The organism is Mycobacterium sp. URHB0044 (assembly GCF_000620625.1).
Taxonomy (GTDB): domain Bacteria; phylum Actinomycetota; class Actinomycetes; order Mycobacteriales; family Mycobacteriaceae; genus Mycobacterium.
Genome location: NZ_KK211157.1, coordinates 92874 through 107800 on the forward strand (window position 1 = coordinate 92874; position 14927 = coordinate 107800).

Consider the following 14927-nt stretch of genomic DNA (forward strand, 5'->3'; position numbering starts at 1 on the left):
GGGTTTGCAAGTCGCTGCACGAAGCGCGTCGTCGTTGTTAACGCTGCAGCGGGCTTCACTTGTGTGCTAACTCGAGGATGCACTAACCCATATCCGCAGGTCCACCCGTTTAGGTTGCCAATTTTCGCCAACGCTGCGCGTTAACTCGCTAACTTTGCGAAGGTGGCCAACACCTGAACCGGTTCAGAAGTTACCGTGAAGTAACGAATTTTCGCAGGTCAGTACGCTCGTACTGTTAAAACTCCGAACTCACAGGGCGAACAGGCACGCGACGGCTTTGGTCTCGTCGCCGACCGCATATGTGAGCGTTCTAACAGTGCGATCCGCCAGCGCCGGACCGAACACATCGGTCGATCCCGCCGGATGCACGTGGCTGATGATCTCGAGCTTCTCCCCCAGCGCCACCGGCAGATCGTGCTCGATGGTCACGCGCAGCGGCGCTGCCAGCAGCTCGGGATGGTTGTACAGATAGTCCTCGACGACGCTCCAATAGACGGAGTTGTTCATGTGATCGAAGATGTCGATGTCGCTGACCCGGACGGGGTATTCGCGGATCTCGTTGGCGTCGTCGCGGCCGCCGGCCTTGAGGTACGCCTTCCACCGCAACCGGTCGACGGTCGTGGTCCGTTGCAACCCGGCGATGAAGTCGTCGGAGATGCGTGCCGGCCCCTGCGTCTCGCGGTTGATGTTGATCCAGAAGGCCTCGGACTCGATCAACCCGCCCTTGCGACCGTCGATGCGGACCCGCATCTCGCACCACCGGTTCGAGGTTCCCGAGCACCACCGCCGCAGCCGCAGCATGTCCTGGAATGCGATTGGCCTGACCATGTCGATCATCGTGCGACGGACGATCCACAGCGGATGCGTCTCCTCGAAACCGAGCTCGCGCAGATGGTCCGAACCGATGTCCTGAATGTGCCGGGTGGCGGCGTCCAAGCGCAGCCTGCCCTCGCGGTCGACGTCGGCCACCCGCAACGGCCACTGCACGTCGAAGACGTCGGGGTGCGGGTCGGGCACGGGCATCATGACCTTCGCCAGGCCAGTTGCTTCACTGCTGGTAGTCACGAATTCCGATCCTGCCACAGGCTTTCCGGTGCCAATGATGCAAAGCAGTTCTTCACACCGTTGTTATCCTGGTTGACGTGGCAAAAACCTTCGTCGGATCGCGGGTTCGCCAGCTCCGCGGTGAGCGCGGGCTCAGCCAGGCCGCGCTGGCGCAGATGCTGGACATCTCCCCGAGCTACCTCAATCAGATCGAGCACGACGTGCGCCCGTTGACCGTCGCGGTGCTGTTGCGGATCACGGAGGTGTTCGGCGTCGACGCCACGTTCTTCGCCTCCCAGGACGACACCCGTTTGGTCGCCGAACTCCGCGAACTGACGATGGATCGCGACCTCGGCATCGACATCGACCTGTCCGAGGTCGCCGAGCTCGTCAGCGCGCACCCAGCCGTCGCCCGCGCGATCGTCAACCTGCACCGGCGCTACCGCCTCACCACCACCCAGTTGGCCGCCGCGACCGAGGACCGGTACTCCGACGGAAGTGGCTCGAGCTCTGGGTCGGGGGCCATCTCGATGCCGCACGAGGAAGTCCGCGACTACTTCTACGAGCGGCAGAACTACCTGGACGAACTCGACACCGCCGCCGAGGATCTGACCGTTCGGATGCGCATGCATCGCGCCACCTTGGCCGGCGAGCTCGCCGACAGGCTGACCAGAGTCCACGGCGTGCACGTCATCCGAACCGACCTTGGCGACACCGTGTTGCACCGGTACGACCCCGAGACCAGGAAGCTCGAGATCGCCAGTCACCTCTCCTCGGGCCAGTACGTCTTCAAGCTCGCCACCGAACTGGCCTATCTGGAGTTCGGCGATCTCATCGACGCCAAGGTGGCCGAGGGCATGTTCACCAGCGACGAGTCGCGCACGCTGGCCCGCCTCGGATTGGCCAACTACTTCGCGGCCGCGATGGTGCTGCCGTATCGGCAGTTTCACGACGTCGCCGAGAAGTTTCGCTACGACGTGGAACGGCTGTCGGCGTTCTACTCGGTCAGCTACGAAACCGTCGCGCACCGCCTTTCCACGTTGCAACGTCCCTCGATGCGCGGCGTACCGCTCTCGTTCGTGCGCGTCGACCGCGCGGGCAACATGTCGAAGCGCCAGTCCGCCACCGGTTTTCACTTCTCCTCCAGCGGCGGTACCTGTCCATTGTGGAACGTCTACGAGACGTTCGCCAACCCCGGCAAGATCCTGGTTCAGGTTGCCCAGATGCCCGACGGCAGGAACTACATGTGGGTGGCCCGCACCGTCGAACGGCGCGCTTCGCGCTATGGTCAGCCGGGTAAGACGTTCGCGATCGGGCTGGGCTGCGAGCTTCGGCACGCACACCGCCTGGTCTATTCGGAGGGGCTCGACTTGTCTGGTGAGATCGCCACACCGATCGGGGCGGGTTGCCGGGTCTGCGAACGCGACAACTGCCCACAGCGCGCCTTCCCGGCGCTGGGCCGTGCGCTGGACCTCAACGAGCACCGCAGCACGGTGTCGCCCTATCTGGTGAAGCAGTCGTGATGAGCGCGCCCCCACGCATCCCGCCCGGTGGCTTCAAGGAACTCGGGCCGGTCAACTGGGCCATTGCCAAGCTCGGCGCCCGCGGCATCCGCGCGCCAAAGTTCCACCTGTTCAACGTGCTCGGCCAACACCGCCTGCTGTTCCTCGCGTGGCTACCGTTCTCCGGCTACCTGCTGTACGCGGGCAAGCTATCCCGCCGCGACGCCGAGATCGTGATCCTGCGCGTCGGGCATCTCCGCGGCTCCGAGTACGAGCTCCAGCAGCACCGGCGGTTGGCGCGCAGCCGCGGCCTGGACGCCGACACCCAGGCCAAGATCTTCGAGGGTCCCGACGCCGAGGGGCTCACCGAGCGTGAGCGGGCACTCATCACCGCCACCGACGAGTTCGTGGTCACGCGGTCGATGTCCCCCGAGACGTGGGCGACGCTTTCACAGCACTTCGATCGCAAGCAGTTGATCGAATTCTGCACTCTGGCAGGGCAATACGACGCTCTTGCCGCGACCATGGCGACGCTGCGGATCCCGCTGGACTTCCCGGACTAGCGGTCGGCCCTAGAGGTACGTCACGCCGAGCACGCTCACGGTCAGCAGCACTGGGGCGACGGGCAGGCCCCACAGGAACGCCGCCTTGGCGGTTGCCTTGCGCTTGTAAGACCGCCACCCGAGCAGACCGAGGGGCACGGCGAGCACCAGGCAGACGGCCGAGATGACCAGCACCCAGACGTTGACGGTCGTGGTCGCGACCGCGAAGTTGATGGCAATCAGCCACAGGATGTGACCGGTGATCAGCCCGCCGAGACCGGCGACGACGACGGCTCTCAAAAGTTGATCATGTGTCCGACGAGGCCGTGGAAGCATTCCTGCAACGCCTCGGACATCGTGGGGTGAGTGTGCACGTTGCGGGCCAGCTCATTGGCGGTGAGATCCCACTTCTGCGCCAGCGTGAGCTCGGGCAGCAGCTCGGACACGTCGTGCCCGATCAGGTGACCACCGAGCAGCTCGCCGTACTTGGCATCGGCGATCAGCTTGACGAAGCCGCTGGGGTCGCCGACGCCGTGCGCCTTGCCATTCGCGGTGAACGGGAACTTCGCGACCTTGACGTCGTAGCCCTCGTCGCGGGCCTGCTGCTCGGTGAGCCCGAAGCTGGCCACCTGCGGCTGGCAGAACGTGGCGCGAGGCAACATCCGGTAGTCGCCGAGCGGCAGAGTCTCTGCGCCGGCGATGGTTTCGGCTGCGACGACGCCCTGCGCCTCGGCGACGTGGGCGAGTTGCAGCAGCCCGGTGACGTCACCGATGGCGTAGATGTGCGGCACGTTGGTGCGCAGGTAGTCGTCGACGCCGATGGCCTTGCGCTCGGTGAGCTGCACGCCCGCCTTGTCCAGGCCGAAGCCTTCGACGTTGGGCGCGAAGCCGATGGCCTGCAGCACCTTGTCTGCCTTGAGCTCCTCGGACTTGCCGTCCTTGCTGACCTTCACGACGACCTGGCCGCCGTCGTCGTTGATCGACTCGACCTTGGTGCCCGTGAGGATCTTGACGCCGAGCTTCTTGAACTGCTTCTCGATCTCCTTGGAGACCTCGGCGTCCTCGTTGGGCAGGGCGCGGGGCAGGAATTCGACGATCGTGACGTCGACGCCGTAGTTCTTGAGCACGTAGCCGAACTCCATGCCGATCGCGCCTGCACCGGCGATGACGATCGAACTCGGCAGGTCGCGGGCGAGGATCTGCTCTTCGTAGGTGACGACGTTCTCCGACAACGACGTGCCGGGCACCAACCGGGTGCTGCTGCCGGTGGCGATGATGGCGTTGTCGAAGGTGACCTTGTCGGTGCCGCCCTCGTTGAGGTCGACCTCGAGCGTGTGATCGTCGGTGAACTTGCCGTACCCGTGGATCTCGGTGATCTTGTTCTTCTTCATCAAGAAGTGCACGCCCGCGACGCGGCCGTCGGCCACCTTGCGGCTGCGGTCGAAGGCGACCCCGTAGTCGAAGGTCGCCTCGCCACTGATGCCGAACTGCTTGGCTTCCTTCGTGAAGATGTGCGCCAGCTCGGCATTGCGGAGCAGCGCCTTCGACGGGATGCAGCCGACATTGAGGCACACGCCGCCCCAATACTTCGGCTCGACGATGGCGGTGTTCAGCCCGAGCTGGGCGGCACGAATGGCCGCGACGTATCCACCGGGGCCGGCTCCAAGAACGACGACGTCATAGTGAGTCACGCCCCCACCCTAATGGGCGCCGCGCTGGTGCTAGCGATCGATCCATTCAAAGACGTAGGCACCGTAGAGCGCCGCCGCGGCGGCGGTCGAGGCCAGCGGAGCGGACATCAGCGCAATGGCGGCGGCGGAGACCAGCGGCTTGTTCTGCACCATCGCGGCGAGCAGTGCGGCAACCGTCGTGACGGTCAGATAGACCAGCACGACGAACACCGGCCAGGTCTTGTCCATCGACTGGAACCACCACTCGTAGAGCGCCAGGCCGGCGACGGCGGCGACCGTCCAGACGCCCGACGTCATCAACGCGAACGTCCAGCGCTTCAGGTACTGGTAGGTGCCGGGCACCTGCGCGGGCGGGACGAACGCCGGTAGTGGTTCCGATTGGGGTTCGACCGGCTCCGTCGCGCTGATCGGCTGCGCCTCGATGAGACCGGTATCGAACAGCGGCGCCCAGTTCGCGGTGGGTGGGCCGGTATCGACCTCAGGCACCGGACACCACCTGGATCGCGACCAGTGAGCCGAACCATCCCGGGGCGAGGGCCAGCACGAATGCGCCCATCATGGTGATCCAGCGTCGGCCCGAGAAGAGGATGACCAGCATGCCGATGGCGATCGGCACACCGACGACGACCGCGACGACCACGTCGGGGCGGATGGTCGCCGTCACCACGAGCGTCGAGGCAATGCCTGCGATCATGCCGACCGCGACGCCGACCAGCATCGCGCTGGTCAACAGCCACGCCCGTGGGAGCGGTATCACTCCCTTACGGTAACGCCGCGATCGTCTATTGGGCCTGCACGCTTGCGGCGTGCCGCGTGGGTATCGGGCAGGCGTCTTCGGCCTCGGCGACGACGTGCGTGCCCGTGTCGCTCGGTCGTTCGCCCGCCGCGTACCGTTCGCCGGTCACGGGCGGGTGGTCGGCCAGCTCGGCGTTCTCCGCCTCGGTGAACGCGCGGCCGCGGGACAGGAATCGCTTGCCCTCGGGCGCTTCGAGGCTGAACCCGCCGCCGCGCCCGGGGACGACGTCGATCACCAGCTGGGTGTGCTTCCACGCGTCGAACTGCGGGCCCGAGATCCATACCGGCACGCCGTCGCCGATGTCGAGGATCGACAGCAGCACGTCGCGGTCACCGACGATGAAGTCGCCGTCGGGGTAACACATCGGGGACGAGCCGTCGCAGCAGCCGCCGGACTGGTGGAACATCAGGGCGCCGTGGCGGCCCTGCAGCAGACGCAGGAGGTCGGCGGCGGCCGCGGTGATCAGTGCCCTGCTCGGAGTGGTCACCGGAGCTGCCTCCCTTCGAGGTGTGTAACACCGCTCACAGTACGCGCGACCGCCACAATGGCTGCTGTGGATTCAGACCCGTACCTGTGGCTAGAGGACATCACCGGCGACGACGCCCTGGAGTGGGTGGAGGCGCACAACGAGCCAACGCTGGCAGAGCTCGGGGGCGACCGCTTCGAGCAGATGCGCGCCGAGGCGCTGGAGGTGCTCGACACCGACAGCCGCATCCCCTATGTGCGGCGCCGAGGCGAGCACCTGTACAACTTCTGGCGCGACGCGGCCAACCCCCGCGGAGTGTGGCGGCGAACCACGCTCGACAGCTACCGCACGGACGAACCCGTGTGGGAGGTCGTGATCGACGTCGACGCGCTGGCGGCCGAGGACGGCGAGAACTGGGTGTGGGCGGGCGCCGACGTCATCGAACCCGACCTCACCCTGGCGCTCATTGGGTTGTCGCGCGGCGGTTCCGACGCCACCGTGGTTCGCGAATTCGACATGCGGACAGGCCAATTCGTGACCGGCGGCTTCGAGCTGCCGGAGGCCAAGACCGACGTCACCTGGCAGGACTCCGACACCGTCATCGTGGGAACCGACTTCGGACCCGACTCGCTGACGGAGTCGGGTTATCCGCGCATCGCGAAGCGCTGGCGGCGCGGACAGCCGCTGGCCGAGGCGGAGACGCTGTTCGCCGGTGAGGCGTCCGACGTCAGCGTGGGCGCCGGCTTCGATCCCACGCCGGGTTTCGAACGCCTGTTGGTGTCGCGATCGTTGGACTTCTTCAACCGCGAACGCTACGAACTCCGCGGCGGCGAGCTGATCAAGATCGACGTCCCCACCGACGCGGGGACGTCGATCCACCGCGAGTGGCTGCTGATCCGGCCCCGCAGCGACTGGACGGTGGGTTCGACGACGTATGCCACCGGCTCCCTCCTGGCCGCCAAGTACGACGACTTCCTCTCCGGGACAGTCGAACTGACGCCGGTCTTCGAGCCCGACGAGCACACCAGCTTGGAGTCCTACACGTGGACCCGTGACCGGCTGGTGCTGGTCACGCTGGTCGACGTGGTCAGCCGCGTGGAAGTCGCGACACCAGGCACCTGGCTGCGCGAACCGGTCGCCGGCATCCCGCCCAACACCAACACCGTGATCGTCGACGCCGACGAGTACGGCGACGAGATCTTCCTGGACTCCAGCGGCTTCGACACGCCGTCGCGGCTGCTCTGGGGCCATGCCGGCGACGAGGTGACCGAGATCAAGAGTGCACCCGCGTTCTTCGACGCCTCCGACATCGAGGTGACGCAGCACTTCGTCGCGTCGGCCGACGGCACCATGATCCCGTACTTCGTCGTGGGACACCGCAATTCGTCAGGGCCGGGCAAGACGCTGCTCGGCGGTTACGGCGGATTCGAGAACTCGAACACTCCCGGTTACGGCGGGGTGCTCGGGAGGCTGTGGCTGGCTCGGGGCGGCACGTACGTCATGGCCAACATCCGCGGCGGCGGCGAGTACGGGCCACGCTGGCACACCCAGGCGATGCGTGAGGGCCGCCATCTCGTCGACGAGGACTTCTCCGCGGTGGCACGGGACCTCGTCGACCGGGGCATCACCACCGTCGAGCAGCTCGGCGCTCAGGGCGGCAGCAACGGCGGCCTGTTGATGGGCATCATGCTGACGAAGTACCCGGAGCTGTTCGGTGCGTTGGTGTGCAGTGTGCCGTTGCTCGACATGAAGCGCTACCACCTGTTGCTCGCCGGGGCGTCGTGGGTGGCGGAGTACGGCGACCCGGACAACCCGGACGATTGGGAGTTCATCTCCAAGTACTCCCCGTATCAACATGTTTCGGCGGAGCGCCGCTATCCACCGGTGTTGATCACCACCTCGACGCGCGACGACCGCGTGCATCCGGGCCACGCGCGCAAGATGACCGCGGCGCTGGAGGAGGCTGGGCAGCCGGTGCTCTACTACGAGAACGTCGAGGGCGGGCACGCGGGCGCGGCCGACAATGCCCAGACCGCGTTCCGGTCGGCGCTGATCTACGAGTTCCTGCACCGGACGCTCGGCTCCTAGCCCAGCTCGCTTGCCCCCAGCGTCAGATGGGCACCAAACGCCCCACTGGCCGGACCAATGGTGGAATTGCCCAGCTGTCAGCGACTTTCGCGAAGTCGCTGATAGGTGGGCAAAAGGGGTGCGCCTGGTTCCGGCCTATCCGCCGTTCAGCACCCCACGCCCGACGATCGTCGGCAGGTCGAGGAAGGTGCGGATGCCCGGCGCGGCGGCGCAGACCGGGGCGATCGCGTGGACGGCGTGCATCGCCGTGCCGAGGCAGCCTTGGTCGGTCTCGTCCTCGCCATGGGTGGCGATCCGCGACTCGAGCACCATCGACGGCGAGCCTTCGACCGTCACCTTCCAGCCTCGCCCAGTCGGCCAGTCAGGCGCCTGATCGTCGCCGAGTCGGGTGATGTGCTCGATGGTCAGCGCCCGCCTGCCGCCGATGATCGCCGAGTAGCCGAACCGCTGCGCCGACACCGTCCCAGCTTCGATGCGACCGGCCTTGACGTCGAACGCGTGCTCCGCGACGGCGACCTCGCGGTCGTAGACGAAGTCCTCGATGGTCGCGCCGAGGCCGTCGGCCAGCAGCATCAGCGAGGCGCGAAAGGTCACGCCGGCCAGCGCCGCGTCCGCCATCGGCACCGGCTCGTCGGGCCGCTTGCCGAAGCCCATGATGTCGAACATCATCAGCGCGCTGTCGTAGGTGGAGTAGTCGAGCAGTTCCTGGACGAGCAACGAATCAATCCGGCCGAACAGACTCGACATGGTCAGCGGCAACACCTCGGCGGCCCACCCCGGTTCGATGCCCGTGGCGTGAAACGACGACCGCCCCTCTGCGCACGCCGTCTCCAGCTTCGCGACAACGCGCTCGCCTATGCTGGCCGGATAGATCAGGCCCGTCACAGCGGTGGACACCACGTTCTTGCCCGATGCCAGCAGGCGGCAGATGTCGTCCAACGCACCCATCGGGTCCATCTCGCCCTGCGGCATGTAGAGCACGCAATCCGCATCGAGCGCAAGGATTTCGTCACGATTACTCGTTGCCACGACGCCGATTTCGCCGATGCCGCAGATTTCGCCGACGTCGCGGCCCGCCTTGGCATCGCTGTACACCAGCGCCCCGACGAGCTCGAGTTCGGGATGACGATGAACGGCCGCGGCCGCGTGGCGGCCGACGGATCCGGTGGCCCACTGCACGACACGCAACATGTCGATGAGCTTACGGTAATGCCGACAGTCAAAAGCATGGCTTTGCCGAAGCAGGCGGCCCCCTTGACTTCCGCCCCCCAACTAGCTCGACTTCAGTCATGCCGACGACAGACTTCGAGACCCTGCTCTACAAGACCGAGCCGCCCGTCGCCACCATCACGCTCAACCGGCCCGACCACCTGAACACGATCGTGCCGCCGATGCCCGACGAGATCGAGGCCGCCATTGGCCTGGCCGAGCGCGACCCGCAGGTCAAGGTCATCGTGCTGCGCGGCGCGGGGCGGGCGTTCTCCGGCGGCTACGACTTCGGCGGCGGCTTCCAGCACTGGGGCGAGGCGATGAACACCGACGGCCGGTGGGATCCCGGCAAGGACTTCGCCATGGTGAGCTCGCGCGAGACGGGTCCGACGCAGAAGTTCATGGCGATCTGGCGGGCGTCCAAGCCCGTGATCGCCCAGGTGCACGGCTGGTGCGTCGGTGGCGCGAGTGACTACGCGTTGTGCGCGGACATCGTCATCGCCAGCGACGACGCCGTCATCGGCACGCCGTACAGCCGGATGTGGGGTGCATACCTGACCGGCATGTGGCTCTACCGCCTGAGCCTGGCCAAGGTGAAGTGGCACTCGCTGACCGGAGAGCCACTGACCGGCGTCGAAGCCGCGGCCGTCGAATTGATCAACGAGTCAGTGCCATTCGAACACCTCGAGGCCCGAGTCGCCGAGATCGCCGCCAAGCTGTCCCGAATCCCGTTGTCGCAGTTGCAAGCTCAGAAGCTGATCGTCAACCAGGCCTACGAGAACATGGGCCTGGCCTCCACCCAGACCCTCGGTGGCATCCTCGACGGATTGATGCGCAATACGCCAGAAGCGTTGGAGTTCATCGACGTTGCGGGCAAGGACGGTGTACGTGCGGCAGTCGAGCGTCGCGACGGGCCATGGGGTGACTACAGCCAGGGACCACCGGAGCGACGGCCCGACCCGTCGCACGTCATCGAGCCCTAGTCGCTGAGCAGTCGACTAGCAGCCCCGGATGTGCGTCGAATTCTGCAGCGGGGTCGCACATTTCGCCCAGCCACGACCGATGCGCAGAAGTCGGCGAGGAAGCGCGGGAGCCGAGTCGACGCCGGCTAATCGCTCCTGCGCAGCCCGCCGAGCATTGCGACCACCACACCCAACACCACCAGCACGCCACCCGCGGCCAGCGTCAGGTTGAGCCACTGATGCAGGCTGCCCTCGGCGTGTCCGACCACCGCCTCGGCGATCCGGCGGACGTCGCCCGTGGTCTGGTTCAACGCCTGATCGATGCGGCTGCGCGCCACCTCGATGCCCGCCCAGCCGGTGGCACCGACCAGCATCGCCGAGACGCCCAGGGCCGCAAGTGCTTTGCCGCGGGATCGCGCCGCCGCGAGAGTGAACAGCGCGAACGCCCCCGCCAGCACGCAGCTGCCCACACTGACCCACGGGCCCCACGTCGCGAACTGCCGCAATTGACCGGGACGCAGACTTGAGTTGTCCGGCACCGTGATCGGCACGGTCAGCGTCTCGGGCACCTGCAAATTCAGATTGCCCAACGTCGCCTGTATCGACGAGTCCCGCAGCATGGGGGCCACGTCGATCAGCCAGCGGTCGTCGGAGCCCTGGTCGTGCTGGATGGAATCGGTGAACATCCAGGTGTGCACGATCCGGTTGGCCTGGGAGAACTGGCCTGGGAAGCCCGCGTTCTGCGTGTACGACGTGGTGACGCTGTGCACCAGATCGGGGTTGAGGTTGCCGTAGCCGTTGTCCGCGGCGAACGACACGATCTGAGTGGTCAGCAGCGACGCCATCGCCTCCTGCAGCTTCGGGTCGCGCGCGGCGGAGGCGGCGAAGTCGGCGTAGCCATCCCGGTCGACGATGGTGTGCTGCGCCCAGGTGGCGGGCACGGCAACGGCCAGCGCAACCGTGGTGATCACCCACAGCAGAAGCGCGGCCAGAAACCGCACGGCGTCCTCCTTGTCCGGGACGCGGCGTGCGATGCGGCCAGGTCAGTCGGCCAGCGCGCGTCCCACGATGAGCGGGTCGGCCCGGCCGACCACCTCGTGGTCCTTGTTGTCGTAGTCGAACTTACCGAGGACATAGCGCATGGCGTTGATGCGGGCACGCTTCTTGTCGTTGCTCTTGACCACCGTCCAGGGCGCCATCTCGGTGTCCGTCCAGGCGAACATGTCCTCCTTGGCGGCGGTGTAGTCCTCCCACTTGTCCAGCGACGCGAGGTCGGTCGGCGACAGTTTCCACTGCCGGACGGGGTCCACCTGCCGGATGGTGAAGCGGGTGCGCTGCTCGGCCTGCGTCACGGAGAACCACAGCTTGGTCAGGCTGACGCCGTCGTTGACCAACATCTGCTCGAACAGCGGCGCCTGGCGGATGAACTCGGCGTGCTGCTTGGCCGAGCAGTAGCCCATCACCCGTTCCACGCCTGCGCGGTTGTACCAGGACCGGTCGAACAGGACGATCTCGCCGCCGGCGGGCAAATGGTTGACGTAGCGCTGGAAGTACCACTGCGTGCGCTCGCGCTCGGTGGGCTTCTCCAGGGCGACGACGCGGGCGCCGCGGGGGTTCAGGTGCTCCATGAACCGCTTGATCGTGCCGCCCTTACCCGCAGCGTCGCGGCCCTCGAACACGATGACGTGCCGGTGACCGTGAGTCTGGCTCCACTTCTGCAGCTTGAGCAGTTCGATCTGCAGCAGCCGCTTCTGCTCCTCGTACTCCTCGCGCTTCATGCGCTCGTCGTAGGGATAGCCCTCGCGCCAGGTGTCGACGACCTCGCCGGTGGGCTGAATCAGCAGCTCGGGGTCGTCGTCATCGTCGTCGCGCACGGTGTAGCGAGAAACGTCCAAAGTCACCGGCAGAACGTATCGACCCCCGCGGAATCGACGGTGACGTCCGGGTGAACGGAAGGTGTCGGGCTACTTCGCCGTACGCCGAGGCCGGATCAACGCGAGCTTGGTCATCATCGTGTTCATCCGCTTCATCGCCTTCTGCGAATTGTTGTAGTAGTTCCCGCCGGCGCCGACGCTGGTCCGCGGTGCGACCACCGCTTCCTGGCGGCAGAACTTGCGCAGGCCGTCGGCGCCGCCGAACCGCGCGCCGATCCCCGACGTCTTCCAGCCGCCCATCGGCGCGGTGGTGCACATCAGGTTGGAGATCACGTCGTTGATGTTGACCGCACCGCAGTCCAGTTGCAGCGCAACGTCATTGGCCCTGACGATGTCAGTGGAGAACACCGCCGCGCTCAAGCCGTAGGGGCTGTCGTTGGCCAGCCGCACCGCCTCGGCGACGCTGCCCACCTTCATGATCGGCAACGTCGGGCCAAAGGTTTCCTCCGTCATGCACGCCATCGTGTGGTCGACGTCCACGAGCACGGTCGGCGGGTAGAAGCTGCCCGGTCCGGTCGGACGCTCACCGCCGGTGAGGACCTTCGCGCCCTTGGCCTTCGCATCGGCCACGTGCCGTTCGGTGACGGCGACCTGGCTGTCGTCGATCAGCGCGCCGAAGTCGTAGCCCTCGCCCGCGCCCATCTTGAGGTTGGTGACGTCGCGGACGACGGCGTCGACGAACTGGTCGTAGACCTGCTCGAGCACGTACACCCGCTCGACCGACACGCACGTCTGGCCGGCGTTGAACATGGCACCCCACACCGCCGCGTGCGCGGCGAGTTCGACGTCGGCGTCCTCGAGCACGATCATCGGGTCCTTGCCACCGAGTTCGAGGCTGATCGGGGTGAGCCTGCGGGCCGCCCGCTCGGCAACCTTGGCGCCCGTTGCGCTGGAGCCGGTGAACTGCACGTAGTCGGAGTTGTCGACGACGGCCTCGACGGCCTCACGGGCGCCCTGGACGATCGCCATCACCTCGGGGGCACCCGAGTCGATCCAGCCGCGTTGCAGCAGTTCGGCGGTCAGCGGCGTGCGCTCCGACGGTTTCAACAGGACCGCGCACCCGGCGGCCAGCGCGGCGATGCCGTCCATCAGGAGGTTGGCCACCGGGTAGTTCCACGGCGCGATGATCCCGACGACCGGGCGCGGCCGGTAGTGCACGGTGATCTTCTTGATCGACAGGAACGGCAGTGGCGCCGGGCGGGTCTCCGGTGCGAGCGCGCTCTCCATCGTCTTGATGTAGTACGAGGCGATCATGATGAGCAACGGCACCTCTTGCGCGGCGTCCGTCGCCGACTTGCCGGTCTCCTTGATCAGCAGCGATTCGATCTCGTCGCGGTGGTCGCCGAGCCACACGGCGTAGCGGGCCATCACCTTGGCGCGGCCCTTGGCGCCGCGCGCCTCCCACTCGCGCTGGGCCTGCCGCAGTCCGGCGGCGATGCGCGGTACGTCGGCCGGATCGGTCCAGAGCACCTTCCCTGCGACGGCGCCCGTCGCGGGATTGAGGATGGTGCCAGCCGGAAGGTTCTGGCCAGGGGCGTCCACTTCGGGCGTTGCTGTCATACGCTCATGTTAACCACTGGTGTGACGTGGATCGCAGCCGGGTTGACACCTGTCAAGTCGCGCGGCCCGTGCGGCCAGGCAGACCAGCGCCGTACCGAGGAACAATGCACCGACGGTGTCGGTGAAGTAGTGGTAGGTGAACGACTGGCCCAGGGCCCCGAGCACCGCGACGACGCCTGCCGCCGCGACGGACCACGCCGCCACCCCGGCCGCCAATACCGCCAGCCCGAGGACGACGACGGCGAGCGTCGTGTGCCCGCTGGGATACGCGAGTTCGCCGCCGCTCAGCCTGCCGAACATTCGCTTGCACAGCCTGGCCACGGCGACTGCGACGAGGGGCGTCACCGCGACCACGACCGCGAATCGCCACCGCCTGCGGACCAGTGCGGCCGCCAGCACGATCACGCACGCGACGAAGACAACCCGCCCGTCGGTGAAGACCAGCAGCCTGCCGAGCAGCGGATGCTCGTCGCCGGTGCGGGTGAACCAGTCGTCCAGCGGCGTCGAGCCCTTGCCGACGACGAGGCCGAGCAACACCATCGCCGCCAGCCCAACGAGCGGCCACCACCGGGCCGCGGTCGGCACCGTCATTCAGCCGGCGATGCCCCGGACGTAGGCGGCCTGGCCGAGGTGCTGGGCACAGTCGTCGATGATGCTGACCAGTCGCGCGCTGGCAGTGACGGGCGGGGTCCAGCGCCTATCCACGATGCGGTCCAGTTCGTCGGGCGTGACCGACGCGACGAACTCGAGCGTCAGCTTGTGCACGGCGTGGTAGTACCCGGACAGCAGGCTCGCCGGCGGGCGCACCTTGCCGACCTGTTCCGCGGTGTGGCCGTAGCCGTGCGAATCACGCGGTAGGTCAAGCCCGAAGCGGTCCACCCAGCCGTCGCGGAACCACACCTGCTCGACGCCCGCGATCTCGCAGAGCTGCGCGTCCTGCACGCGGGCGCTGTGCCAGATCAGCCACGCGATGCTGTTGGCCTCGGGGGTCGGTCGGTACCAGGAGAGCTCGTCGGCCAAGCCGTCGGTGAGGTCGTCGACGTGCTCGATGAGCCGGGTGAATGAGTCGCGCAGCAGCTCGCGGACCGCGGCGGTGTCAGTGTCAGCCATGCCGACGACGCTACCCGCCGGCC

The 14927-nt window shown here is 66.9% G+C and carries 16 protein-coding genes; 4 read left to right on the forward strand and 12 right to left on the reverse strand.

The window, feature by feature from the left end:
• Positions 1–249 precede the first annotated feature (249 nt).
• Positions 250–1026 carry an acyl-[acyl-carrier-protein] thioesterase gene (locus N536_RS0136325; RefSeq protein ID WP_081809541.1) on the reverse strand — a complete coding sequence of 259 codons (777 nt, stop codon included), beginning with the start codon at positions 1024–1026 and terminating at the stop codon, positions 250–252.
• A 116-nt stretch (positions 1027–1142) separates the two neighbouring features.
• On the opposite strand from N536_RS0136325, the gene ramB reads away from it, so the two are divergent.
• Together ramB and N536_RS0136335 are read left to right on the forward strand one after the other, a co-directional pair.
• The gene (ramB, locus tag N536_RS0136330; RefSeq protein ID WP_029118099.1) at positions 1143–2567 is read left to right on the forward strand and encodes an acetate metabolism transcriptional regulator RamB; all 1425 of its coding nucleotides are present in this window, start codon (positions 1143–1145) and stop codon (positions 2565–2567) included.
• Entirely contained in the window at positions 2567–3109 is a 543-nt protein-coding gene (locus N536_RS0136335) for a carboxymuconolactone decarboxylase family protein (RefSeq protein WP_029118100.1), read from the forward strand. Before ramB ends, N536_RS0136335 begins: the two co-directional genes overlap by 1 nt.
• Positions 3110–3118: 9 nt before the next feature.
• On the opposite strand, the gene N536_RS0136340 is transcribed toward N536_RS0136335, so the two are convergent.
• Genes N536_RS0136340 through N536_RS0136360 form a run of 5 tightly spaced genes read right to left on the reverse strand, consistent with a single transcriptional unit; the run spans position 3119 to position 6062 of the window.
• Complete coding sequence (locus N536_RS0136340; protein ID WP_029118101.1) at positions 3119–3388, reverse strand: hypothetical protein; 270 nt, start codon at positions 3386–3388, stop codon at positions 3119–3121.
• Positions 3385–4779 carry a dihydrolipoyl dehydrogenase gene (gene lpdA / locus N536_RS0136345; protein WP_029118102.1) on the reverse strand — a complete coding sequence of 465 codons (1395 nt, stop codon included), beginning with the start codon at positions 4777–4779 and terminating at the stop codon, positions 3385–3387. The genes N536_RS0136340 and lpdA overlap by 4 nt, the downstream gene beginning before the upstream one ends.
• Before the next feature lie 30 nt (positions 4780–4809).
• Positions 4810–5265: a hypothetical protein gene (locus N536_RS0136350; RefSeq protein ID WP_029118103.1), complete on the reverse strand. Its 456-nt coding sequence runs from the start codon at positions 5263–5265 to the stop codon at positions 4810–4812.
• Positions 5258–5536, reverse strand: coding sequence for a putative holin (locus N536_RS0136355; protein ID WP_029118104.1), 279 nt, complete (start codon positions 5534–5536; stop codon positions 5258–5260). Before N536_RS0136355 ends, N536_RS0136350 begins: the two co-directional genes overlap by 8 nt.
• 25 nt (positions 5537–5561) lie before the next feature.
• On the reverse strand, positions 5562–6062 hold the full coding sequence (locus tag N536_RS0136360; protein ID WP_029118105.1) for a DUF779 domain-containing protein: 501 nt from the start codon (positions 6060–6062) through the stop codon (positions 5562–5564).
• Positions 6063–6119: 57 nt separating this feature from the next.
• On the opposite strand from N536_RS0136360, the gene N536_RS0136365 reads away from it, so the two are divergent.
• Positions 6120–8129, forward strand: coding sequence for a prolyl oligopeptidase family protein (locus tag N536_RS0136365; protein WP_029118106.1), 2010 nt, complete (start codon positions 6120–6122; stop codon positions 8127–8129).
• Between the two features lie 135 nt (positions 8130–8264).
• On the opposite strand, the gene N536_RS0136370 is transcribed toward N536_RS0136365, so the two are convergent.
• Positions 8265–9320: a dihydrodipicolinate reductase gene (locus tag N536_RS0136370; RefSeq protein WP_029118107.1), complete on the reverse strand. Its 1056-nt coding sequence runs from the start codon at positions 9318–9320 to the stop codon at positions 8265–8267.
• Between the two features lie 98 nt (positions 9321–9418).
• On the opposite strand from N536_RS0136370, the gene N536_RS0136375 reads away from it, so the two are divergent.
• Positions 9419–10321, forward strand: a complete 903-nt coding sequence (locus tag N536_RS0136375; RefSeq protein ID WP_029118108.1) for a crotonase/enoyl-CoA hydratase family protein — start codon at positions 9419–9421, stop codon at positions 10319–10321.
• Positions 10322–10446: 125 nt separating this feature from the next.
• Here the strand turns inward: N536_RS0136375 and N536_RS0136380 are convergent, their stop codons facing one another.
• The 5 genes from N536_RS0136380 to N536_RS0136400 form a co-directional block, all read right to left on the reverse strand.
• Complete coding sequence (locus N536_RS0136380; RefSeq protein ID WP_029118109.1) at positions 10447–11301, reverse strand: hypothetical protein; 855 nt, start codon at positions 11299–11301, stop codon at positions 10447–10449.
• Positions 11302–11343: 42 nt separating this feature from the next.
• Positions 11344–12201 carry a polyphosphate kinase 2 gene (gene ppk2 / locus N536_RS0136385; RefSeq protein ID WP_029118110.1) on the reverse strand — a complete coding sequence of 286 codons (858 nt, stop codon included), beginning with the start codon at positions 12199–12201 and terminating at the stop codon, positions 11344–11346.
• Between the two features lie 63 nt (positions 12202–12264).
• Positions 12265–13794, reverse strand: coding sequence for an aldehyde dehydrogenase family protein (locus tag N536_RS0136390; protein WP_029118111.1), 1530 nt, complete (start codon positions 13792–13794; stop codon positions 12265–12267).
• A gap of 9 nt (positions 13795–13803) precedes the next feature.
• Positions 13804–14385 (reverse strand): PA-phosphatase, encoded by a 582-nt coding sequence (locus N536_RS0136395; protein WP_036438942.1) that lies wholly within the window; start codon positions 14383–14385, stop codon positions 13804–13806.
• The gene (locus N536_RS0136400) at positions 14386–14904 is read right to left on the reverse strand and encodes a mycothiol transferase (RefSeq protein WP_029118113.1); all 519 of its coding nucleotides are present in this window, start codon (positions 14902–14904) and stop codon (positions 14386–14388) included.
• Positions 14905–14927 lie beyond the last annotated feature (23 nt).

Bases quoted from the DNA above. Each gene is read 5' to 3' on its own strand.
- N536_RS0136325 (WP_081809541.1), bottom strand. From the start codon at position 1,026: ATGATGCCCGTGCCCGACCCGCACCCCGACGTCTTCGACGTGCAGTGG.
- N536_RS0136335 (WP_029118100.1), top strand. From the start codon at position 2,567: ATGAGCGCGCCCCCACGCATCCCGCCCGGTGGCTTCAAGGAACTCGGG.
- N536_RS0136365 (WP_029118106.1), top strand. From the start codon at position 6,120: ATGGCTGCTGTGGATTCAGACCCGTACCTGTGGCTAGAGGACATCACC.
- N536_RS0136370 (WP_029118107.1), bottom strand. From the start codon at position 9,320: ATGTTGCGTGTCGTGCAGTGGGCCACCGGATCCGTCGGCCGCCACGCG.
- N536_RS0136375 (WP_029118108.1), top strand. From the start codon at position 9,419: ATGCCGACGACAGACTTCGAGACCCTGCTCTACAAGACCGAGCCGCCC.
- N536_RS0136390 (WP_029118111.1), bottom strand. From the start codon at position 13,794: ATGACAGCAACGCCCGAAGTGGACGCCCCTGGCCAGAACCTTCCGGCT.
- N536_RS0136395 (WP_036438942.1), bottom strand. From the start codon at position 14,385: ATGACGGTGCCGACCGCGGCCCGGTGGTGGCCGCTCGTTGGGCTGGCG.
- N536_RS0136400 (WP_029118113.1), bottom strand. From the start codon at position 14,904: ATGGCTGACACTGACACCGCCGCGGTCCGCGAGCTGCTGCGCGACTCA.